This window comes from Providencia sp. 2024EL-00732 (assembly GCF_044006275.1).
GTDB classification, from domain to species: domain Bacteria; phylum Pseudomonadota; class Gammaproteobacteria; order Enterobacterales; family Enterobacteriaceae; genus Providencia; species Providencia huashanensis.
Window position 1 is genome coordinate 815,265 of sequence record NZ_JBIPDG010000001.1, and the last position, 23,044, is coordinate 838,308.

A 23,044-nucleotide genomic window follows, 5' to 3' on the forward strand; every position below is an offset into this window, starting at 1 on the left:
TAACCAATTTGATATAACTAATATAACATTATTCAAACAAGAATAAACAGTATGATGATAAAATTTCATCTATACCTTACTTCTATCATTAGGGTCGTAAGAAATTGCAAAGACGGGTTAATTTAATTTCATAATGTGATTCAATAGATAAAATCAAACTGGAAAGATTTCCACTGCATTACCAATATTAATGAGTAATAGTGAAAATCAATATTCTCAACGAAGAGAGGTTGCTACATGCGTATAAATATTTTGGCTTTAATTATTGGTATGTCTACTATTTCTTTTGCCCCCCATTTGCTGGCAAAAGAAGTCTCTTATGGGCAACAAAAGATTGTCCTATCTGATTCAATCAACCCAGGGAATGACTTTTACCGCTATGTAAATGAGGATTGGATAAGCAAAGCCAAAATTCCAACAGGTATGCCACGTATAAACTCTTTTGTTGACTTGTATTTGAACACCGAAAAACAGACCCAATCTATTATTGATGAGTTACAAAAAATACCAGAAAACTCATTGAGTCATAATCAACGTAATATTCGTAATTTATATCTCAGCTACCTTAATGAGGAAGCCATCGAAAAATCAGGTCTCAGCCCAATACAACATGACTTAGACGCCATCAAAAAAGCTAAAGATCATAATGAAATAAGTGCGTTAATGACTCAGCCTGACTATAAATCACTGATTTCCTATTGGGTCGATTTAGATGCAAAGGCTCCTGATACTTACGTGTTATATCTTGGTCAAGGCGGGTTAGGGTTGCCTAATCGAAATTATTACCTTGAAGATACTCCTCAAATGAAAGATATTCGCCAAAGTTATATTGCTTATATCGGGACAATGTTGAAGTTAGCAGGTGAAACAGGTGTTGAGCAAAAAGCACAGAAGATTTTTGACTTAGAAAAGTCTCTTGCCACCGTTCATTGGAGCCCTGAGGCACGCCGTGATACTCTAAAAAATTACCATGCGATGTCCCTTGATGAAATGAAAAAATATACCCAAGGTTTTGATTGGGATGCATTTATTAGCAGTAGAAAATTAACGGATAAACAACTTGAAAAAGTCATTGTGGAAACAAACAGCGCTGTTGAACAAACAGCAAAAATTTTCGCAGATACGCCTATTTCAACATTAAAAGACTATTTAACTTTTCAATATATTAGTGAGCATGCTCGCTATTTAAATAAAACCGTTGCTGATGCCCAGTTTGATTTTTACTCAAAAAAACTCAATGGCGTAGAGAAACAAAGAACTCGCCAAGAACGCGCACTACAAACAGTTAATTCCCTACAAGGTGAGCCATTGGGTCAAATTTATGTCGAAAAATACTTTGATCCACAATCCAAAGAAAAAATTAAAGATCTCGTCAGTTATGTCAGGGGAACATTTAATGAGCGCCTGAAGGATAATGACTGGATGGATGACACCACTCGCCAAGAAGCATTAAAAAAACTAGAACAATTCACAGTAAAAGTCGGCTACCCTGACCAATGGAATGACTTTAGTACAATCAACTTAAACCCAAATACCCTCTTAGATAATTACAAACAGGTTCTAGCATGGTCATACGATGACATGATCAGCAAAATTGGCCAACCAGTGCGTAAATGGGAATGGGGCATGACACCGCAAACGGTTAATGCCTATTTTAACCCTGTACAAAATGAGATAGTGTTCCCTGCTGCAATTTTACAAGCGCCATTCTTTGACCCAAATGTTGACCCTGCTTATAACTATGGTGCCATCGGGGCAGTTATTGGTCATGAGATGGGCCATGGCTTTGATGACCAAGGCAGATTATATGATGGTACTGGCCAGTTACGCAATTGGTGGAGCGATAGCGCAAAAGAGCATTTTAAACAAAAAACTGAGAAGCTTGTTGAACAATATAATGGTTTTGCTGTTGACGATTTAAATGTTAATGGGCAACTCACATTAGGCGAAAATATTGGCGACCTTGGCGGGCTCAATATTGCCTTAAGTGCTTATAAACAATTCGTTAAAGAAAATTACCCGAATGGAGAAGCCCCTATTATTGATGGAACAACAGGGTTACAACGTTTCTTTATTGCTTGGGCGCGTACATGGCAAGAACTGTCAAATAAAGAGTCTGAACGTAACAAAATTATGACCGACCCACATAGCCCTAACCAGTTCCGTGCAAATGGCGTGGTACGAAATATTGATGATTGGTACCAAACTTTCGGTGTTGATAAAGATAGTGCGCTGTATTTAGCGCCAGAACAACGTATTCGTATTTGGTAATACAAAAATAAGGTTCGGGATACTACCCGAGCCTTATTTTTCTAACCTTCATCGAAACCGAAAACAAGGTTCTATCTTTTCACTAAAATACGCTAAATAATTCGAGTTGTGACTAGCGAGCAAATGCTGTAAGCCCTAAGAGCATAACAAAAAGTATGTGATTAGGGTTAACAACCGTAGCCAACAACGCCACAGCTCGAAATATAACGAATATTATTTAATAACGCCGCAAGCCATCCTCGCCCCGCCGCCACCTAAAGCTTCAGGGTTGTCAGAATAGTTATCACCACCAACATGCACCATGAGAGCTCTTTCTTGGACATCTTTCAGTGATTTTAAGCGTGGTGCTAATACCGCATAGTTTGCATTGCCTTGGCTATCAGCAACTAAACCGGGTAAGTCACCTAAGTGGCCGCTATTATCGTATGGGCCTTTATGAACCCCGGTTTTTGCAGGGTCTAGATGACCACCAGCTTTTAATGCAGGGACAGATTTGCCATCTTTGTCTGCGGGTTCACAACTTGGGTTTTCATGGACGTGGAAGCCATGAACTCCCGCTTGCAAGCCAGCTAATTTAGGAGTAAACAGTAATCCGTATTCTGTTTCTGTGATAACAACCTCACCTATTGCTTTACCATCGCCAGTCGGCGTTGCCTCTTTTAATACTACGGTAGATTGAGCCGCATACGCAGTGCCCGCAGTAAATAATGCAGCCAGTAAACACATTTTTAACTTCATTTTGCCTCCGGTGGATAACGTTTATCTATCATTCCATCGACTTACCTTAATACATTCATAAGATAAGAATTGTACTGTTTTAATCATCATTATTAATGACAATATCTAAGTTAGCACAAATCTGTTATCGCTTTGGTGCTGTATTTGAGTTTAGTTAATAATTGGTGGTTATATCACAATAGTGCCATTCAATAAGGCCAAAGATCGGTATTCACCTCTAAATAACAAAGCCAGTCATTTCTGACTGGCTTTGATTTTTTAACGTAAAAGTAACCTGTTACTTTTCTTTGACGACCCATTTACCATCAACATAAAAAGCACTCCAACCCGTTGCTTTTCCGTTCTTTTCGGAAGAAACATACTGCTGTTTAGTCTTACGACTAAAACGCACAACAGTTGGATTACCTTCACCATCTTCAGCAGGCGCTTCTGCTAAATAGGCTAATTTTTCAGGCAGACGGTCTTTAAAGCGTTGTAGCTCAGCCACTAGAGGCGCACGAGTTTCCCTAGATTTAGGGAAAGTATTCGCGGCAAGGAATACCCCAGCTGCGCCATCACGCAATACAAAGTAAGCATCTGATTTTTCACACGGCAATTCCGGTAGTGGCACTGGATCTTCTTTCGGCGGTGCAACTTCACCACTTCTTAAAATTTTACGTGTGTTTTTACACTCTTCATTGGTGCAGCCCATGTATTTACCAAAACGCCCCATTTTCAGGTGCATTTCAGAACCACATTTGTCACACTCAATAACTGGGCCATCATAGCCTTTAATACGGAACTCACCTTCTTCGATTTCATAACCTTCACACGCAGGGTTATTACCGCACACATGTAATTTACGCTGGTTATCAATCAAATAGCTATCCATCGCAGTGCCACATTTCGGGCAACGACGCTTAGCTCTTAGCGCGTTAGTTTCCGCATCATCCCCTTCAAGCACGTTAAGAACTTCATCTTCAGGGATTAAATTGATCGTTTTCTTACAACGCTCTTTCGGTGGTAATGCATAACCGCTACAACCAAGGAATACCCCTGTTGACGCTGTGCGGATGCCCATATGCCGCTCACAATCAGGACAGGTTATTGATGTAATAACCATCGGATTAGTGCGCATTCCCCCTTCTTCTGGATCTTTTTCAGCAACATCGAGTTGCGTACTAAAGTCAGAGAAAAACTCATCGAGAACCGCTTTCCATTCCGCCTCATGATTAGCAACATGGTCGAGCTGATTTTCCATACGTGCGGTAAAATCGTAGTTCATCAAATCGTTGAAGTTTTCTTCTAAACGATCAGTAACAATTTCACCCATTTTTTCCGCGTAAAAACGGCGATTTTCTACTTTAACATAACCCCTATCTTGAATAGTCGAGATTATGGCTGCATAGGTAGAAGGACGACCAATTCCCCGTTTTTCTAATTCTTTAACTAATGATGCCTCACTAAAACGCGCTGGTGGCTTGGTGAAGTGCTGGCTAGGCAATAATTCGATTAATGATAATTCCGTGCCTACTTGGATAGGTGGCAACGTTTTATCTTCATCGTTTTTGCGCAGCGCAGGCATCACTTTCGTCCAACCATCAAAACGTAACGTACGCCCTTTGGCTTTCAGTTCAAACTCTCCCGCTTTCACTGTTAAGGTCGTAGAGTCATATTTCGCAGGCGTCATTTGACATGCAACAAATTGGTTCCAAATTAATTGGTACAATCTTTTGGCGTCATTTTCCATATCTTTTAGTGAATCAGGTAACACATCAACACTAGAAGGACGGATAGCTTCGTGCGCTTCTTGAGAATTATCTTTGCTGCTATATACGTTGGCATCTTTAGGCAGGTATTTCGCGCCAAAGTTGTCATTAATATAGCCACGAACCATATCTAATGCATCTTGACTCAAGTTAGTTGAGTCGGTACGCATATAGGTGATGTAACCAGCTTCATACAGGCGCTGTGCCATCATCATGGTTTTCTTCACCCCAAAGCCTAAGCGCGTACTCGCTGCTTGCTGCAAGGTTGAAGTAATATAAGGCGCACTCGGTTTACTCGAGGTTGGACGGTCTTCGCGGTCAATAACCTCAAAGCGTGCTTTTTCAAGCAATTTTACCGCCGCTGTAGTTTGCGCTTTATTAACAGGCTTGAACGATTTACCAGATTGCGACGTAACTTCCATGCGTAAATTTGCAATGTCTTTATCCGCTAAATCAGCGTGTAGTTCCCAATATTCTTCAGGAACAAACGCTTTAATTTCCCTTTCACGCTCAACAATCAGTTTCACTGCGACTGATTGAACACGACCGGCAGATAAGCCACGAGCCACTTTTTTCCACAAAAGTGGTGAGACCATATAACCCACAACACGGTCCATGAAACGACGAGCCTGCTGCGCATTAACCCTATCAATATTTAATTCACCAGGGCTATCAAAAGCTTGTGTGATGGCATTCTTTGTAATTTCATTAAACACAACTCGACTAAAACGAGATTCATCACCACCTATCACCTCACGCAGATGCCATGCGATAGCTTCCCCTTCACGGTCCAAGTCCGTTGCTAGGTAGATATGATCAGCATCTTCTGCCAGTGATTTCAGTTCAGAAACAACTTTTTCCTTGCCTGGCAGAATTTGATAATTCGCTTCCCAACCATGGTAAGGATCAATCCCCATACGCTTGACTAACGCATCACGAGGATCTTTTTTAACTTTCTTTGTTTTGTCGGTAGATGAGCCTGTACTCTTTTGTGAGCCGGTTTGTGAACCAGAGCCGCTTTTCGGCAGATCACGAATGTGGCCAACGCTGCTTTTCACAACGTAGCCACTGCCAAGATACTTATTGATCGTTTTGGCCTTTGCCGGGGACTCCACTATAACAAGAGCTTTACCCATATTTACCTTTACCTAAATATCAACAATGGCGCATTTCTACATTAAAATGCGCAAAATGAGAATCTCTTTTTTATATTGCGACACAATCACAATATATCAATAATTTTTTAAACAATTATTTGTGCTGAAACAAAACTTATAAACTCAGTCACGTTATTCTAAAAGAACACAAAGTCTTCTAGTTCACTGATTTTAACCAAATAAATGTGTTTAGCTGTCATTGAAAAACACACACTCTACCTGATAAAATGCTAGAAGCAACCAATTATTTTTTCAAGGAAGCCATGTTATGCAAGATAATCTACCAATCATTACAAAAGAAGAGTTACTTGAAAAAGCTAATGATATCATAAAGAAACATGATGACTATATTCATGGCATGTTTGTCAACGCTGTTGAGCAACATCGGGGTACTTTTGTGTTTAAAGGGGAATTTTTTCTAGATGAAAATAATATTCCCACATTAAAAAGTACGGCTGCTTTTAATATGTACAAACACCTAGCTCATGTTCTATCTGAACAATACCAACTAAGTAATAACAATTAGTTAACTATTAAGCTATTTAATAAAAATTACCGGCGATTAAGGCCGGTAATTAATTTTAGGACTAAAATGATTTATTTACGAGGTTACAGTTAAAATTATAATAATGGCTTTTGGCCTCGTTGCCACCAGCGGAGTAACAATTTATCAACACTATTTGCCGCACTCCCCATAAATTTATCCATCATTTTTTTGTTTAATACATAACGAATACTCACCACTTCTTTGGTGTCTATAGCGTTAATAATGACATCATCACTCACACCAATTTTATCAACCAAGCCCTTATCTATGGCTTGTGAACCATACCAATACTCACCAGTAGCCACAGATGCTATGTCTAAGGTAGGTCGATTTTGATGTACAAACTGCTTAAATAATTCATGAGTTGAATTTAAGTCTTCCACAAATTTCTTACGCCCCTGCTCCGTATTTTCACCAAGCATGGTTAGCGTTCGTTTATATTCACCTGCAGTGTGCAACTCAACATCTACATCGTGTTTTTTGAGTAAACGGTGAATATTAGGTATTTGTGCAACAACACCAATTGACCCAATGATAGAAAATGGTGCAGCAATAATTTTGTCAGCAATACAGGCCATCATATAGCCACCACTTGCAGCAACCTTATCAACAGCAATGGTCAGTGAAATATTTTTTTCTTTTAGCCTTAATAATTGCGAGGCAGCTAAACCATAACCATGCACCATCCCACCAGGGCTTTCTAACCTTAACAAAACTTCATCTTGCTGGTCAGCAACGGCAAGGATTGCACTGATTTCTTCTCGTAAAGAAGAAACTTCTCTCGCATCCATACTACCTTTAAAGTCTAAGACATATAAACACGGTTTTTTAACGCCTGTTTGCCCCAGTTTTGCCCCAGTTTTCTCACTTTTTGATTTAACTTTCTGCTGTTTTTTAAATGCTTTCAGCCAGACCTTATGTTCTGATTCATTCATTTTTACTTGCTGCATTTGGCGCTGGCGTTCACGATAGCTTTCACCTAAATCAGTGATTTTTAATGCCCCTTTTGTACCTTGACGGCGCATACCAACACCAAACACAAAAACAGCTAGCAAAACAACAGCCACAAGGATTGTTATGACTTTTGCTAAAAATAACCCATACAAAGAGAAATACTCCACAACTTGATCCTTCTGATATTTATCTTCAATACAAAAATAATCTCACGATTGTCAGTAAACAACCAGAAAAAAACAGTCATTAACACAATATAATTAGTAGATATCTGTGTTAGATTAGCCAATAATCGTAATCAATGCGATGATAAGAATACATGTTAAACATAATGATAGGAAAGAATATGCTCCTATATCAACCTCGACAAGACCTACTGAAAGGAAAAACCATACTCGTAACTGGTGCCGGTGATGGTATTGGTCGCGAAGCCGCTCTCACTTACGCACGTTTTGGTGCATCCTTAATCCTAGTTGGTAGAACACAGCACAAATTAGAAACCGTTAGCGACGAAATCGCCGCTTTATCTGGGAAGAAATCCCCTTGCTATGTATTAGATTTACTCACTGCTACTATCGATGACTGCCATGCATTGGCTGCAAAAATTTCTGATACAAAACCCTATTTAGATGGTGTTTTACATAACGCAGGGATGCTCGGTGTGGTTGCTCCAATCACTGAGCAGCCGACTGACCTTTGGCATGATGTCATGCAAATTAATGTCAATGCTACCTTTATGTTAACCCAAGCATTACTTCCTCTGCTACTTCGCGCACCTAATGCCTCATTAGTCTTTACTAGCTCAAGTGTTGGTAAACAAGGGCGTGCTGGCTGGGGTGCTTATGCCGTATCAAAATTTGCGACTGAAGGTTTAATGCAAGTTTTAGCAGAAGAATATAAACAAAGTAATCTTCGTGTAAACTGTATTAATCCTGGAGGAACAAGAACTAGCATGCGTGCAAGTGCTTTCCCAGAAGAAAACCCTCTTAAACTGAAAACTCCTGCTGATATTATGCCTATTTATATTTATTTAATGGGTGATGATAGCCTCCGTAAAACAGGGGAAAGTTATGATGCACAACCAGGTCGTAAGGCTGGTGCAGCGGAGTAATAATTTATGTCTCAAAGCCGACACGAAGAACGTCAACAACGTTTGAAAGACAAGGTGGATGCGCGCATTGAAGCGGCGCAAATTGAACGTGGAATATTAATTATTTTCACAGGGAACGGTAAAGGTAAAACGACCGCTGCTTTTGGTACTGTTTGCCGCGCAATTGGGCATGGTAAAAAAGCGGGTGTCATACAATTTATCAAAGGTAGTTGGGATAATGGCGAACGCGAGCTATTAGAACCACAAGGCGTACCTTTTTACGTGATGTCCACTGGGTTTACATGGGAAACTCAAAATAAAGAAACAGACACCCTTGCCTGCCTTGAGACATGGCAACATGCCAAACAATTACTCAGTGACCCACAATACGATTTGGTGGTTCTAGACGAGCTAACTTATATGGTGAGCTACCACTACCTTGATCTAAATGAAGTCACCCAAGCACTACAAAGCCGCCCAGAAAACCAGTCAGTTATTATCACTGGCAGGGCTTGTCATCGCTTTTTGTTAGAATTGGCTGATACAGTAACTGAAATGCGGCCTATCAAACATGCGTTTGATGCAGGGATTAAAGCACAAAAAGGAATTGACTGGTAATTTGTAATATTTAAATGGTCATAGTCCAATCATTTTTTGGGCTATGCCCCCTGCAATCTAGCCACCCCTTATTGACCCCCATAATAAGAGTGCAAAATAATAATAAACTTATAAAGTTTTTCATTTATTGTTAACTTGCATTGTTGTTTTCCCTAAAATAATTACATTTCAGACTTATCATTAAATAATAATGTTTTATAGCATAAGTTAAGAATATAAAAATTATTAATGCAGCCGACTTAATTTAACCTATCAATTCCAATTGATTAAGTATAATTGCCTGAGTAAAAATACCATGCATTACAGAAATAGAGTAATTATAACAAATTGAAAATTAAGAGTTTTGGTTGAAGTTAATAGATCATCATCTATATTTATGCGGTTTTAGTTATTTATTGAAAAACAATAAACAATATATTCACGTTAATATTATTAATTTTATTAAAATCAATATACCTGCATAATTAAACAGCCAGAAAGGATTGTTAGTTTAATTAAAACTTACCTATTTTAAGGGATATATATGCAGAATATTTTAAACCATAATTTCAATATTCCCACATTGAAATTTAAGCCACTCTTTTTATGCGTTTCCATGGTTGTCGGTTCAACAACAGTAGCCCAAGCTGAGATTGTCTCAACGAATGGTGCAGGTATATTAAATCAAGGTAATGGCCCTACCGTTGTTTATATTAATAAACCAAGCCAAGGCGGGGTCTCTCATAATGTGTATAGTAAATTTGATGTTGACCAAAAAGGCGTTATTTTAAATAACAATGGAGGAAACTCTAATACCATTCTTGGTGGCAAAATCGGTAGTAATGGTAATGTTGCTGGTGGTAATAGAGCTAAAGTGATTTTAAATGAAGTAAATTCTAATACAGCAACCACCCTAAACGGAATGATTGAAGTAGCCGGAGGGAAAGCACAAGTTATCGTTGCAAACGCTTCAGGTATCACCTGTAATAACTGTGGTTTTATCAATACCAATCACGCGACTCTGACGACAGGCAAAGTCAACTTAGCCAGTGATGGTTCTATTGCTAACTATAATGTACAACAAGGTAAAATCGCAATTAACGGCAGTTTTAACGCTAATTCTCCAACGGATATCATTGCTCGTTCCGTAGCGATTAATGGTATTGTTGATGCCCAGCGTCTCAACGTTGTTGCAGGTAATAATCAAGTCAATGCCTCTGGTGAAGTTATTGGTTCAACGACGGCTATTGGTACTAAACCTAGCGTCGGCATCGATATTTCCGCTATGGGTGGCATGTATGCAAATAAAATCTCATTGATTGCCACTGAAAGCGGAGTGGGTGTTGCTAATGCGGGGGATATTGGTACCCATAATGGTGCTATCACGATTGATAGCGCAGGTAGCGTCAATAATACTAACGCAAGGGTCAATGCCGCTAAAGATTTAAACATTAAAGCAACAGCTGTAACGAATAACGGCCATCTGGTTGGTAATAAAAACGTCAATATCACCGTTGCAGGTACGGGTACCATCAATAATGATCAGGGCGAAATCACATCTTACAACAATGATATTAATTTAACGACATTGGGGCGATTAAGCAATAATGGAGGAGCAATCACCGCATTACAAAATATAAATTCAACGTCTGATACTTTGATTAACGATAATGGCTCATTCAATACCTCAAAAGGTGATATGAATATCCATTCCATGAATATTATCTATAATCGAGATAATCAAGGTAACCCTAATGACCCATCTAAAGGGTTCAATTCTGCTCGTGATATCAATATCAGTGCAGTGCGTGTTGTAAATCAAAACTCCAATATCACTGCAGGTAGAGATGCCGTTATCAATTCACAATCATCAATTGAAAACTTAGCGGATAGCAAAATCATCGCCCAACGCCGTGCGGAGATCAGTACCATGTCTTTGACTCAAGCTAACTCCGAGATAAAGACAGTTAATGGTCGTATGGATATTGATGCATCTGTATCATTAAGCAATGATGCATCATCAAAAATAGACAGTGGTCGGTTAATGAATATCAATGCTAACCAGATCAATAACTCTGGCGCTATTGTTTCAAATAATGGTCAAATGGCTATTAATTCGAATATATTAAATAATCGCTCAGGTTATATTAAAGGAAATAATCTAACCATTAAGGCATTTAATATTGATAACCAGGCTGGATTAATCCATACAGAAAACAATTTAAACATCGAAACCAGTCATCTGAATAATAACAATAGTGCTGACTTTAAACAGGCTAATGCTAAGTTTGGCTTGGTGGATCAGAACGGTGGTCTGCAAACCAATAATGGTACTGTAAAAATTCAAGGGGATACTCTCTACAATATTAATGGTTCTATTGCTGCAAATGTGAATAATATTTCGGCTTCACGTAATGATGTTGATGTTAAGCTTAAATCAACACTTAACAATAATTATGGGAAGATCTTAGGCGCTAATAACCAAAAACTTGATGTGGGTTCATTAGAAAATTACTCAGGAAGCATTGATGCAGGTAGAAACCTGACAATTGATTCAAAAAATCGAGTCAACAATCAATATGGTACTTTGAGTTCTTCAAATACAACTAAGGTCACAAGCCCTATCGTTACTAATAGCACAACAGGTACCATCACAGGTAATCGAGTCGTTATCGATTCTATTGTAACCAACTAATTTACTTAAGTTATAAGAAAGGAGATGATAAACGTCTCCTTTTTCATTAATTGTCGTTCAGAATTAATATTCTGAGTTAATCACCACTTCCTCACCAAAACGCCCTGCTTTCGGCAATGGCTGATAAGAGGAATTTGCCGCTCTTAAAATACGGATACCACGAATACCTAATTCATGAGCTGCTGCAATATCTGCATCTGCATCACCATAATAAATAGTCAGCTTATGGTCATGCATCCAGCTTACTTTATTATTTTGACCAGGTTCATCACCTGCAAAAATAACTTTCTGCATTTTATCTTCAGGAATAGCTAAACCTTCTTGAACATATTGAGTGACGGTTTCAGTTTTTGTTTTAGTACGGCCAGTAATGAAATAAACAGTATCTCCACGGTCTAAGTGCATTTTGACTAAGTCAATACCCACCTGTTTTGGCATACTAAACTTATCCCATTCATTGTTCATTTTTTCCCAAAACTGTTGGTTTTTTAGATAGCTAAAATCATTTGGTGAAAACTCTAATTTACCACGATAAAAACCAGGGCTCGAAAATAACACTGTATCATCAATATCAAAACCAACCGCCATTGGGGCTTTGCCTTCTAAGCTTTGTTTGATTTGCTCAATGGAAACCCAATGAATAGGCTGCTGTTGCGCTAATTCAACGACTGTCACACCAGGGCTGACTGTTTCTGGCATTGGTATTTTTGCCTGAGAAGTTGCAGTAAAACTTAATGCCAAAGCAACCGCGCTCAGAGTTAGTGTTATTTTTTTCATTTCTTATCCTTATTCAAGGTTTATCCGCTTAAAAACCATTCTTTATTCATCTGGATAAACTGTCTAGCTAACGTGTAAGTAAAATGTTTAACTGCTTATTTTTCTATTACTATCAATAAATAATGCAGAAATTATGTGAGGGACATCTCACATGAGAGGTAATACTAAGTTTTTTAGTTACATTAAAATGAGACACATATCTCATAAATGTTATCTATTCTTGATGGGTTTAATAATAATGTGAGCTAGACCATTAATTTAATAATTGATGGTCTTATGACGAAGTTAGTTCAATAAGTGATAAAACTTAATATTTCTTTAAAGTAGTGCTAACTGTAACCTTCTACACACTTAACAAAATTATTTTTGCAAATAAAAAAGCGCATCGGTATCCCTTAGCGCTTTTCTTTAATAATGAAATAATGATTATTACGAAATTAGATACGTGTACGACGCTTCGCTGTCGGCCTTGATGATTGACGCTTAGCTGCAGGGCGTGCTGTAACTTGTGTATGGCGTTTCACCGCACGACGAATTTGGTTCGCTTTAATTCGGCGTTGGTCTCGTTCAACAGCAACCTTACTTTCTGTTTCAGGTGCTAGTTCAACCAATTCGCGAAGATAATTGGTTTGTTGTAAACCAAGCTCTGTCCACCCGCCACGAGGAAGCCCTTTTGGTAAATCAATGTCGCCATAACGAACACGGATCAAACGGCTAACTTGAACACCGACTGATTCCCAAAGACGTCGAACTTCACGGTTACGCCCTTCTGTTAACGTCACGTTATACCATTGGTTCATCCCTTCACCACCGCGATATGAAACCGTTTTAAAAGAAGCAGGACCATCTTCTAATTGCACGCCAGTGGTTAATTGGCGAATTTTAGCATCGTTAATTTCACCAAAAACACGTACCGCGTACTCACGTTCAACTTCACGGCTTGGGTGCATTAACCGATTCGCTAATTCACCATCTGTCGTAAATAATAATAACCCACTCGTATTGACGTCCAAACGGCCAACGGCAATCCATCTAGCCCCTGTTAACTTCGGTAAACGATTAAAAACAGTAGGACGGCCTTCAGGATCATGGCGAGTACATAATTCACCTTCTGGCTTATAATACGCCATAACACGGCAAATCTCTTTCTCAGGCTCTTTAATCGCTAATAAACGGCCATCTAAACGGATTTTTGTTGCTGCTGTAACTTCTACTCGATCACCTAATGTTGCAATTTTACCATCAACACTAATACGACCTGCCTGCAGGAACGTTTCGATTTCACGACGGGAACCATGCCCAGAACGGGCAAGGATTTTTTGTAATTTTTCAGTTTTTTGCGGTTTAGCGCTCATGTAACCCTCTACTGTCGCCTTCACAGGCGTCAAATGACTTTTGGGAGTGATATGTTTACCCTCTCCAAAAAGTATTGAATTTGTAAACCCGCGTATTATACACAGGTTTATCTTGAAGCCCTATTACTTATCAGAATATCGCACTTTCAATACATTTTCATATAATTAGCTATATAAACACAGTGTTTTATTAGCTAAACATTACTCAAAAGGCGATGGGTCTCCAGTACCGACCCGAGCAACTACTGGCGTGTCATCCGTAAAATCAATGACTGTTGTTGGTTTTTGCCCGATGTAACCACCGTGGATCACTAAATCGACCTGTTTATCCAATAAATCCCTAATTTCCTCAGGATCAGATTGAGTAAAATCATCACCAGGCATGATTAAACTGGTCGACATCAACGGCTCTCCCACCGCTTCAAGTAGATCCCTTGCAATAGGATTAGAAGGCACTCGTAAACCAATTGTTTTACGTTTTTCATTCATTAAACGGCGCGGGACTTCTTTGGTTGCACGTAAAATAAACGTATAATTACCGGGTGTATTATTTTTAATTAAACGAAATACCGTATTATCAACATGGGCATAATTGGATAATTCAGAAAGGTCACGGCACATTAGTGTGAAATTATGATTGGTATCGAGTTGGCGGATACGGCAAATGCGTTGCAATGCATCTTTTTCTTCTAAACGACAACCTATTGCATAACCTGAGTCTGTCGGATAAACAACAACACCACCTTTATTTAGGATTTCAACGCTTTGGCTAATTAACCGCGTCTGAGGGTTGTCCGGATGGATATAAAAAAACTGGCTCATACATACCTCTACTTTTCGTAGTATCGACAGCATCACCCGGCAAAATACCTATAAATGGTACTATCTATTTATTCAATTAAATGATTTATGTGAAATAAATCATTATCCATACTGGTTATTTTACACCGCATTGTTAATACATCAAAGTATTAGGTGTTTTTTACTCAGCCCACTGCGCCCAAACGGCCTGTTCATCATCAGGTAACCATAAATTGCGCCCCAGTTCTATCCAAGAACATGGTCGATGAAAATCGGAACCAACTGAGGTTCGTAGCTCAGCAACTTTTGCAAGCTCAGCTAAATACTGCTTTTCATTTGGAGGTTGTTGGCAATGGGAAACTTCCATAGCATCACCATTACATTGCTTAAAATAAGCAATAAGGCGTTTCAACCACTTATTTGATAGTTGATATTTAGATGGGTGCGCTAAAACAGCGACCCCACCTGCGGCGTGAATGGCTTCGATAGATTCGTGAATAGAGCACCACTTTGCAGGAACATACCCTGTTTTGCCTTTTGATAAATAACGTTTAAATACATTGTTAATCGTTTTTTCTTTACCAATTTTAACAATATATTGTGCAAAATGCGCACGAGTCACTTGCCCACCGGCAGAAATATTTCGTGCATTTTCCCATGCATCGTCAATGCCAGCTTTTTGCAAACGACGCCCCATCTCTATTCCACGTTCTAATCGACGAGCTGATTGTTCTTCCAGCAATTTAATCATTGCGGGATGCTCCGTAGAAAAGTTTAGCCCCACAATATGTATTTCTATATTTTCCCAAAGAGTGGATATTTCTACGCCGTTGATAAGTTCAATTGGCCGATCATTTTCAGCCAAATAACGTCTCGCTTGCAATACACCATCGCAAGTATCATGGTCTGTGATAGCCAAAATATTTACGCCCATGGTTATCGCACGTTCAATTAACGCTTCAGGGGTTAGCTCCCCATCCGAAGCAATCGTATGACTATGTAAATCATAACGAGTCAATAATGACGTTGCTGCTTGCGGCATGGTGGTATCTTCTCCAATTTCCATTAACAACTATTTTCCTAATAAATTAACAAAGTGCTTGACACTAAAGACATGATCCAGTTAACTAGTACGCAAGATGGCTTGGCGCCAATAATTAATCAGTTTATCCAGTGAGGCATATCATGACTTTATTTAACCTAACAAATCGTTGGTGGCGTGACTTCCCAAATTGGGCGGAAGCCGCACGCGCATAGTTATTGTATGTCTCAGTGCCGAACCCGCCTTTCTACGGCGGGTTTTTTAATGTCTAAAATTAGCGTAAGGCAACAAAATGAACAAACAAAACACCACATTAGCACATTTTAAGTATCTGGATAGCCCAATTAACTATCAGCCAGACCCAACATTATTATTTAATCACCTGTGTCAGCAGGTTCCATCCACGATGTTATTAGAATCTGCCGAGGTTAATAACAAAGCGAATTTACAAAGTTTGCTGATTGTTAATAGTGCGCTACGTATACGCGCATTTGCTCAACGTGTTGAAATAGAAGCTTTAACACCTAATGGCCAATCCCTATTACCAAAGCTATTAGCTGAGCTTAATGGACGAATAGCTCATCACGACCTTAGTGACAATCTATTAACGGTATCATTTAACCAACCGAAACAAGATCTGGATGAAGATAATCGCCTTAAAGCCCCTTCTAGCTTGGATGTTTTAAGAGCGCTACCGACAATTGCTCAAACTTATTCGACTAAACCTGAAACACTATTTGTTGGTGGTCTGTTCGCATACGATTTAGTTGCAGGATTTGAAGATTTACCTGAGGTTAAGAGCGTTAATCAATGCCCCGACTATTGTTTTTTTGTCGCCGAACATTATTTAGTGATCGACCATCAAAATCAGGCTGCACGGATCAAAAGCTGTATTTTTTCTGATAATCAACAGAATATAGAAACCGTAAAACAAAGACATGAACAAATTATCGTTTCATGCCGCCCTTTTTTACCTGAGCTTCCCCTTGAGTCGGCGCCCAATTTTACCGTGACAGTAAATAAAAGCGACCAAGAGTATGGTGCAATCGTTACGTCTTTAAAAGAAGCTATTTACCGTGGTGATATTTTCCAGGTTGTCCCCTCACGTAAATTTACCATGCCTTGTGCACACCCATTGATTTCATATCAAAAACTGAAGTTGCAAAACCCAAGCCCATATATGTTTTACATGCAAGATCAAGATTTCACCCTATTTGGTGCTTCACCAGAAAGCGCACTGAAATATGCCACCCAAACCCGCAAAGTGGAAATTTACCCAATCGCTGGAACGCGTCCTCGTGGGCGTAATGCGCAGGGAGATTTAGACCTCGATTTAGATAGCCGTATTGAACTCTCAATGCGCTCAGATGAAAAAGAATTAGCAGAGCACATCATGCTAGTAGACCTTGCTCGTAACGATTTAGCGCGTATTTGTGAAGCTGGCAGCCGTTATGTAGCTAATTTAACTAAAGTTGACCGCTATTCCTTTGTTATGCATTTGGTTTCTCACGTTGTAGGAACATTACGCCAAGACTTAGATATTTTTCATGCTTATCAAGCTTGTATGAATATGGGCACCCTTACTGGGGCACCAAAAGTAAAAGCCATGCAGTTAATTGCCCAAAATGAACAGGAACGACGCGGCTCATACGGCGGTGCCGTTGGTTATTTCCAAGGAAATGGTGATTTTGATACTTGCATTGTTATTCGCTCCGCCTATGTCGAAAATGGAATTGCAACGGTACAAGCTGGCGGAGGCGTTGTATTGGATTCTTCACCACAAGCTGAAGCAGATGAAACCCGTAATAAAGCACGAGCGGTGATCCGCGCAATTGCCCAAGCACACCAAGTAAAGGAGTTATTTTAATGGCGAATATTTTACTGCTCGATAATGTAGATTCCTTTACTTATAACTTGGTAGACCAGCTACGCTCTGGCGGGCATCAAGTGGTTATTTACCGTAATACCGTCAGCGCATCGCATATTCTGTCAGTATTAAACAATATGGATTCCCCTATTTTAGTTCTGTCTCCTGGGCCTGGGAAACCAAGCGAGGCGGGCTCAATGCCTGAAGTCTTACAGCAGGTAAAAGGCAAAATTCCAGTTATTGGTATTTGTTTAGGACACCAAGCTATTGTCGAAGCTTATGGTGGGACTGTTTCTGCTGCTGGTGAAATATTACATGGTAAATCCTCTATCGCAACTCACGATGAACTCGCCATGTTTGCTAATCTTGAAAACCCAATTTCTGTAGCCCGTTACCATTCATTAGTTGGTAGCCAAATCCCTAGCAGCCTGACAATTTGTGCGCAATCAAATGGCATGGTTATGGCAGTCCGCAATGATAGTGACCGAGTCTGTGGGTTCCAATTCCACCCTGAATCTATTTTAACAACCACAGGCAAACAGTTGTTAGAAAATACCGTGGCATGGGCTCTTTCTACACCCAATGAAAATACCACCACTCATTCGCACTAACGGGATACTAAAGAGCCAATTATGCAAAATATTTATGACAAATTATTTAAAGCACAACCACTGACTCAACAAGAAAGCCAGTTTTTATTTAATGCTATTATCCAAGGTGAGTTAACTGAGCCCCAATTAGCTGCGGTGTTGATCAGTATGAAAATGCGTGGTGAGCAGCCTCAAGAAATTGCAGGTGCTGCACTGGCTTGCTTAGAAAATGCACAGCCATTCCCTCGCCCTAATTATACATTCAGTGATATTGTTGGTACTGGTGGTGATGGGGCTAATAGTATCAATATTTCGACGGCCAGTGCCTTTGTCGCCGCAGAATGCGGTATTAAAGTCGCTAAGCATGGTAATCGTAGCGTATCAAGCCGCTCCGGTTCTTCTGACCTACTCGCCGCATTTGGTATTGCTCTTGATCTAAGTGCTCAAAGTGCGCGCGATGCACTAGATGAGCTTGGCGTCTGTTTTTTATTTGCACCACAATATCACAGCGGTTTTCGCCATGCGGCCCCGGTACGTACACAACTTAAAACACGCACTTTATTTAATGTACTCGGTCCGTTGATTAACCCAGCTCGCCCACCAATCGCACTTATTGGCGTCTATCAAGAAACACTAGTCAAACCTGTTGCTGAAACATTACAGATGCTTGGTTTTACACGCGCAGCTGTGGTACACAGTGGAGGGATGGATGAAGTATCACTACACGCGCCCACACAAGTGGCTGAATTAAAAGATGGTGCTTTACACTATTATCAGTTAACCGCTGAGGATTTTGGCTTAACGCCCTATGCGTTAACTGATTTAGAAGGGGGAACCCCAGATGAGAACCGCGTATTGCTAAGCAACTTGCTTCAGGGGCACGGTAAAGCTGCTCATGAAGCCGCTGTTGCGGCTAATGTCGCGATGTTAATGCGCATTAATGGCCATGAAAATCTAAAACAAAATAGTGAACATGCACTCGCAATTATCCGTAGCGGTAAAGCATTTGACCGCGTCACTGCACTAGCGGCAAGGAACCAATAACATGAAAGCAACCGTATTACAAAAAATTGTTGATGATAAAGCCAGCTACCTCATTGAACGTAAAGCGAAACAACCTTTAAGTGCCTTTATCGATGAGGTTCAGCCTAGTCAACGTAGCTTCTATAATGCGCTCAGTGCAAAACGCCCTGTTTTTATCTTGGAGTGCAAAAAAGCGTCTCCATCTAAAGGCCTAATCAGAGAAGATTTTGACCCAGAAGTGATCGCCAAAACCTATGCACCTTATGCATCTGCCATTTCCGTACTTACTGATGAAAAATATTTTCAAGGTAATATGGATTACCTGACTATTGTTAGTCAGGCAGTAAAGCAACCTGTATTATGTAAAGACTTTATCATTGATTCATATCAAATTTATCTTGCTAGATATTACCAAGCAGACGCTATCTTATTGATGTTATCAGTCCTAAGTGATGATGAATATATCGCTTTAGCTCAAGTTGCTCATCAACTCAATATGGGCGTGTTAACAGAAGTCAGTAATGAAGAAGAATTAGAAAGAGCGATTGCTTTAAAATCTAAAGTCGTGGGTATCAATAACCGTGATTTACGTGACCTTTCCATTGATTTAAACCGGACACGTGAGCTTGCCCCTCGATTAGCGCAAGGCACAATTATTATCAGCGAATCAGGTATTCATCAACACCAACATATTCAATCGCTTAACCAATTTGCTAATGGTTTTTTAATTGGCAGTGCGTTGATGGAACAAACTGATCTTGATAAAGCGCTACAACGTTTATTAGTTGGTGAACATAAAGTTTGTGGTTTGACTCGTGAACAAGACGCAAAAGCAGTATTAGATGCGGGTGCTTGCTTTGGGGGGTTAATTTTTGCTGAAGGTTCCCCACGTAAAGTGACACTGTCACAAGCACAAAACATTATTCATGCTGCCCCCTTAAAATACGTTGGGGTTTTTCGCAATCAGTCAGCTGATTTTGTTGCTCATATTGCTCAGCGCCTTGCGTTATCCGCGGTTCAATTACATGGACAAGAAAATCAAGAGTACATAGCAACGCTGAGAAACCTGCTCCCCAATTATTGTGAAATCTGGAAAGCAGTCGATATGTCACAAGTGGATTTGTCTCACTATGACACCCAAGGTGTCGATGTTTTGTTGCTAGATAATGGCCATGGCGGTACAGGGAAAACTTTCGACTGGAGCACCATCCCACAATCTGTTAATCAACGTTTTATGATCGCAGGCGGGCTAAATGCCCAAAATTGCCTTGAAGCGTCGAAATTACTTTGTAATGGACTTGATTTTAATTCAGGGGTGGAAATTGAGCCCGGAATTAAAAGTGAACAAAAAATAAACTTAGTGCTATCAACTTTATTCGCGGAATCAACACATAGCTAACCACTAGATAACGATAGCCTTATTAGTAATAAACAATATTTAGACCCAATTTAATTGACGAGATGGATAACAAACAATGAGCAAATTAGATCCGTATTTCGGCGAGTTTGGTGGACAATATGTCCCAGAAATTCTTATTCCCGCTTTAAACCAATTAGAAGATGCTTTTATTGAAGCGCAAAATGATGCTAGTTTTTTGCAAGAGTTTCACGACCTTCTTAAAAACTACGCAGGTCGCCCTACGGCCCTGACACTTTGTCAAAACTTAACCGCTGGTACAAAGACCAAATTATACTTAAAGCGTGAGGACTTATTACATGGTGGTGCCCACAAAACCAACCAAGTATTAGGCCAAGCTTTACTCGCCAAACGAATGGGCAAAACTGAAATTATTGCGGAAACAGGCGCAGGACAGCACGGCGTGGCAACTGCTTTAACTTGCGCATTATTAAATATGAAATGCCGTATTTATATGGGAGCTAAAGACGTTGAACGCCAATCGCCTAACGTATTTCGTATGAAATTAATGGGAGCTGAAGTTATCCCTGTGTACAGTGGTTCCGCCACACTCAAAGATGCATGTAATGAAGCATTGAGGGACTGGTCTGGTAGCTATGATAATGCCCATTATCTATTAGGGACAGCAGCAGGGCCTCACCCTTACCCAACCATTGTACGTGAATTTCAACGCATGATAGGCGACGAAGCAAAACAACAAGTTCTTGAAAAAGAAGGTCGTTTACCTGATGCCGTTATTGCCTGTATTGGTGGTGGCTCCAATGCGATTGGTTTATTTGCCTCATTTATACCAGAAGAAAACGTCAAATTAATTGGTGTGGAACCCGCAGGGTTGGGAATTGAATCAGGCCAACACGGGGCACCATTAAAACACGGTCGTGTAGGTATATATTTTGGTATGAAGTCCCCAATGATGCAAACCAACGAAGGGCAGATTGAAGAGTCCTACTCCATTTCTGCGGGGTTAGACTTTCCTTCTGTTGGCCCTCAACACGCACACTTAAATAGTATTGGTCGAGCAGAGTATGTTTCCATTACCGATGATGAAGCACTTAATGCCTTCAAGTTATTATCTCGTAAAGAAGGTATTATTCCTGCATTAGAATCATCGCATGCACTCGCTTATGCATTAAAAATGGCAGAGCAACAACCAAATAAAGAACAATTACTCATCGTAAATTTATCAGGCCGTGGAGATAAGGACATTTTTACAGTGCATGATATTCTGGCCAGCAAAGGAGAAATTTAATGGAACGTTATACCCAACTTTTTGAGCGTTTAAGCCATAACAATCAAGGTGCATTTGTTCCATTTGTTACATTAGGCGACCCTGATGCTGAGTTATCGTTAAAAATTATCGATGCATTAATTTCAGGTGGTGCAGATGCTTTGGAAATAGGCATTCCTTTTTCTGATCCTCTCGCTGATGGCCCTACGATCCAAAATGCCAATTTACGCGCATTTAAAAGCGAAATTACTCCGACTATCTGTTTTGAGTTATTGGGCCGTATAAGGGAAAAGCACCCTACTATACCAATCGGCTTATTGGTATATGCGAATTTGGTGTTTACTAATGGGATTGAAAACTTTTATATCCGTTGTGCGAAAGCAGGTGTTGATTCCGTATTAGTTGCAGATGTTCCAATGAATGAGTCAAAAGCTTTCCGTGAAGCAGCTTTAGCACACAATATCGCCCCAATTTTTATTTGCCCGCCAAATGGTGATGATGCATTGTTACAACAAATTGGGCAGTATAGCCGTGGATACACTTATTTATTATCTCGTGCAGGGGTAACAGGTACAGAGAAGCGTGCGGAAATGCCGTTAACTCACTTGATTGATAAATTAAATCAGTATCAAGCAGCACCCGCATTACAAGGATTTGGTATTTCAGAACCGGAACAAGTTAGAGAAGCAATTAAAAATGGTGCAGCTGGCGCTATTTCTGGCTCAGCGATAGTAAAAATCATTGAAGATAACTTAAATAAACCTGATGTTCTGCTAAAAACATTAACAGAATTTGTATTTAAAATGAAATCGGCAACACAGAAATAACTTTAACTATCTTTTAAGAGACCGTTATTTTTAATAACGGTCTCTTATTTAAAAATGAAAATTAACTTTAATGATACTTATAGTGTATATCTATTATTTATAACCTTTCCAATTAAAATATATTTTTCTAAAGTTAGGCGTGATTAGATTAAATATTAGCCTTTTTTTAGTACGCATAAATAACTTTCACCAATCAATTAGTTATAGAAAATTAAAGCTAGGTGTTATTACCTTGGTGTATTTACTTAATAATCTATAGCAGAGTAAACGTTATTTGTTGTTTTTATTTGTTATTATATTTTATTTATTATAAAAGACTT

General features: G+C 39.5%; 18 protein-coding genes and 1 other annotated feature. Of the genes, 11 read left to right on the forward strand and 7 right to left on the reverse strand.

All coding sequences use genetic code 11. The features are described from left to right. Nucleotides 1–237: 237 nt before the first annotated feature. On the forward strand, nucleotides 238–2,271 hold the full coding sequence (locus ACHB7C_RS03780; RefSeq protein WP_395346433.1) for a M13 family metallopeptidase: 2,034 nt from the start codon (nucleotides 238–240) through the stop codon (nucleotides 2,269–2,271). 213 nt (nucleotides 2,272–2,484) lie between these two features. Here ACHB7C_RS03780 and sodC read toward each other — a convergent pair whose 3' ends face one another. Both sodC and topA read right to left on the reverse strand, forming a co-directional pair. Next, nucleotides 2,485–3,009 (reverse strand): superoxide dismutase family protein, encoded by a 525-nt coding sequence (sodC, locus tag ACHB7C_RS03785; RefSeq protein WP_042843675.1) that lies wholly within the window; start codon nucleotides 3,007–3,009, stop codon nucleotides 2,485–2,487. 277 nt (nucleotides 3,010–3,286) lie between these two features. Continuing rightward, nucleotides 3,287–5,893, reverse strand: a complete 2,607-nt coding sequence (topA, locus tag ACHB7C_RS03790; RefSeq protein WP_042843673.1) for a type I DNA topoisomerase — start codon at nucleotides 5,891–5,893, stop codon at nucleotides 3,287–3,289. 289 nt (nucleotides 5,894–6,182) lie between these two features. Between topA and ACHB7C_RS03795 the strand changes: the two genes are divergently transcribed. Further along, nucleotides 6,183–6,440 (forward strand): DUF2498 family protein, encoded by a 258-nt coding sequence (locus tag ACHB7C_RS03795; protein ID WP_042843671.1) that lies wholly within the window; start codon nucleotides 6,183–6,185, stop codon nucleotides 6,438–6,440. A gap of 95 nt (nucleotides 6,441–6,535) precedes the next feature. Here the strand turns inward: ACHB7C_RS03795 and sohB are convergent, their stop codons facing one another. Beyond that, the gene (gene sohB, locus ACHB7C_RS03800) at nucleotides 6,536–7,582 is read right to left on the reverse strand and encodes a protease SohB (RefSeq protein WP_042843670.1); all 1,047 of its coding nucleotides are present in this window, start codon (nucleotides 7,580–7,582) and stop codon (nucleotides 6,536–6,538) included. A 179-nt stretch (nucleotides 7,583–7,761) separates the two neighbouring features. Here sohB and ACHB7C_RS03805 point away from each other — a divergent pair, with 179 nt between their 5' ends. From ACHB7C_RS03805 to ACHB7C_RS03815, 3 genes are all read left to right on the forward strand, one after another. Then, nucleotides 7,762–8,526, forward strand: coding sequence for a YciK family oxidoreductase (locus ACHB7C_RS03805; RefSeq protein ID WP_042843669.1), 765 nt, complete (start codon nucleotides 7,762–7,764; stop codon nucleotides 8,524–8,526). A 6-nt stretch (nucleotides 8,527–8,532) separates the two neighbouring features. Next, entirely contained in the window at nucleotides 8,533–9,123 is a 591-nt protein-coding gene (gene cobO, locus ACHB7C_RS03810; protein WP_042843668.1) for a cob(I)yrinic acid a,c-diamide adenosyltransferase, read from the forward strand. A gap of 523 nt (nucleotides 9,124–9,646) precedes the next feature. Next, nucleotides 9,647–11,797: a filamentous hemagglutinin N-terminal domain-containing protein gene (locus ACHB7C_RS03815; protein ID WP_395346437.1), complete on the forward strand. Its 2,151-nt coding sequence runs from the start codon at nucleotides 9,647–9,649 to the stop codon at nucleotides 11,795–11,797. A 63-nt stretch (nucleotides 11,798–11,860) separates the two neighbouring features. Here ACHB7C_RS03815 and aphA read toward each other — a convergent pair whose 3' ends face one another. The 4 genes from aphA to ACHB7C_RS03835 all read right to left on the reverse strand — a co-directional run bounded on the left by aphA (nucleotide 11,861) and on the right by ACHB7C_RS03835 (nucleotide 15,772). After that, on the reverse strand, nucleotides 11,861–12,574 hold the full coding sequence (gene aphA, locus ACHB7C_RS03820; RefSeq protein ID WP_042843666.1) for an acid phosphatase AphA: 714 nt from the start codon (nucleotides 12,572–12,574) through the stop codon (nucleotides 11,861–11,863). 437 nt (nucleotides 12,575–13,011) lie between these two features. Beyond that, nucleotides 13,012–13,929 carry a 23S rRNA pseudouridine(2605) synthase RluB gene (gene rluB / locus ACHB7C_RS03825; protein WP_042843665.1) on the reverse strand — a complete coding sequence of 306 codons (918 nt, stop codon included), beginning with the start codon at nucleotides 13,927–13,929 and terminating at the stop codon, nucleotides 13,012–13,014. A gap of 201 nt (nucleotides 13,930–14,130) precedes the next feature. Next, entirely contained in the window at nucleotides 14,131–14,751 is a 621-nt protein-coding gene (locus ACHB7C_RS03830; RefSeq protein ID WP_042843664.1) for an L-threonylcarbamoyladenylate synthase, read from the reverse strand. A 160-nt stretch (nucleotides 14,752–14,911) separates the two neighbouring features. Then, nucleotides 14,912–15,772 (reverse strand): PHP domain-containing protein, encoded by an 861-nt coding sequence (locus ACHB7C_RS03835; protein ID WP_166685097.1) that lies wholly within the window; start codon nucleotides 15,770–15,772, stop codon nucleotides 14,912–14,914. Between the two features lie 164 nt (nucleotides 15,773–15,936). Next, nucleotides 15,937–16,038: a sequence feature (Trp leader region), on the forward strand. A 26-nt stretch (nucleotides 16,039–16,064) separates the two neighbouring features. Between ACHB7C_RS03835 and ACHB7C_RS03840 the strand changes: the two genes are divergently transcribed. The 6 genes from ACHB7C_RS03840 (at nucleotide 16,065) to trpA (ending at nucleotide 22,724) form a co-directional block, all read left to right on the forward strand. Next, nucleotides 16,065–17,639: an anthranilate synthase component 1 gene (locus ACHB7C_RS03840; RefSeq protein ID WP_048607262.1), complete on the forward strand. Its 1,575-nt coding sequence runs from the start codon at nucleotides 16,065–16,067 to the stop codon at nucleotides 17,637–17,639. After that, a complete protein-coding gene (locus ACHB7C_RS03845; RefSeq protein WP_129465954.1) occupies nucleotides 17,639–18,250 on the forward strand; it encodes a gamma-glutamyl-gamma-aminobutyrate hydrolase family protein in 612 nt (203 codons plus the stop codon). Before ACHB7C_RS03840 ends, ACHB7C_RS03845 begins: the two co-directional genes overlap by 1 nt. A 21-nt stretch (nucleotides 18,251–18,271) precedes the next feature. Beyond that, nucleotides 18,272–19,273 carry an anthranilate phosphoribosyltransferase gene (trpD, locus tag ACHB7C_RS03850; protein WP_042843661.1) on the forward strand — a complete coding sequence of 334 codons (1,002 nt, stop codon included), beginning with the start codon at nucleotides 18,272–18,274 and terminating at the stop codon, nucleotides 19,271–19,273. A 1-nt stretch (nucleotide 19,274) separates the two neighbouring features. Continuing rightward, on the forward strand, nucleotides 19,275–20,651 hold the full coding sequence (gene trpCF, locus ACHB7C_RS03855) for a bifunctional indole-3-glycerol-phosphate synthase TrpC/phosphoribosylanthranilate isomerase TrpF (RefSeq protein WP_166685042.1): 1,377 nt from the start codon (nucleotides 19,275–19,277) through the stop codon (nucleotides 20,649–20,651). A gap of 76 nt (nucleotides 20,652–20,727) precedes the next feature. Further along, the gene (trpB, locus tag ACHB7C_RS03860) at nucleotides 20,728–21,918 is read left to right on the forward strand and encodes a tryptophan synthase subunit beta (protein ID WP_395346442.1); all 1,191 of its coding nucleotides are present in this window, start codon (nucleotides 20,728–20,730) and stop codon (nucleotides 21,916–21,918) included. Continuing rightward, the gene (gene trpA / locus ACHB7C_RS03865; protein ID WP_198860652.1) at nucleotides 21,918–22,724 is read left to right on the forward strand and encodes a tryptophan synthase subunit alpha; all 807 of its coding nucleotides are present in this window, start codon (nucleotides 21,918–21,920) and stop codon (nucleotides 22,722–22,724) included. Before trpB ends, trpA begins: the two co-directional genes overlap by 1 nt. Nucleotides 22,725–23,044: the final 320 nt, after the last annotated feature.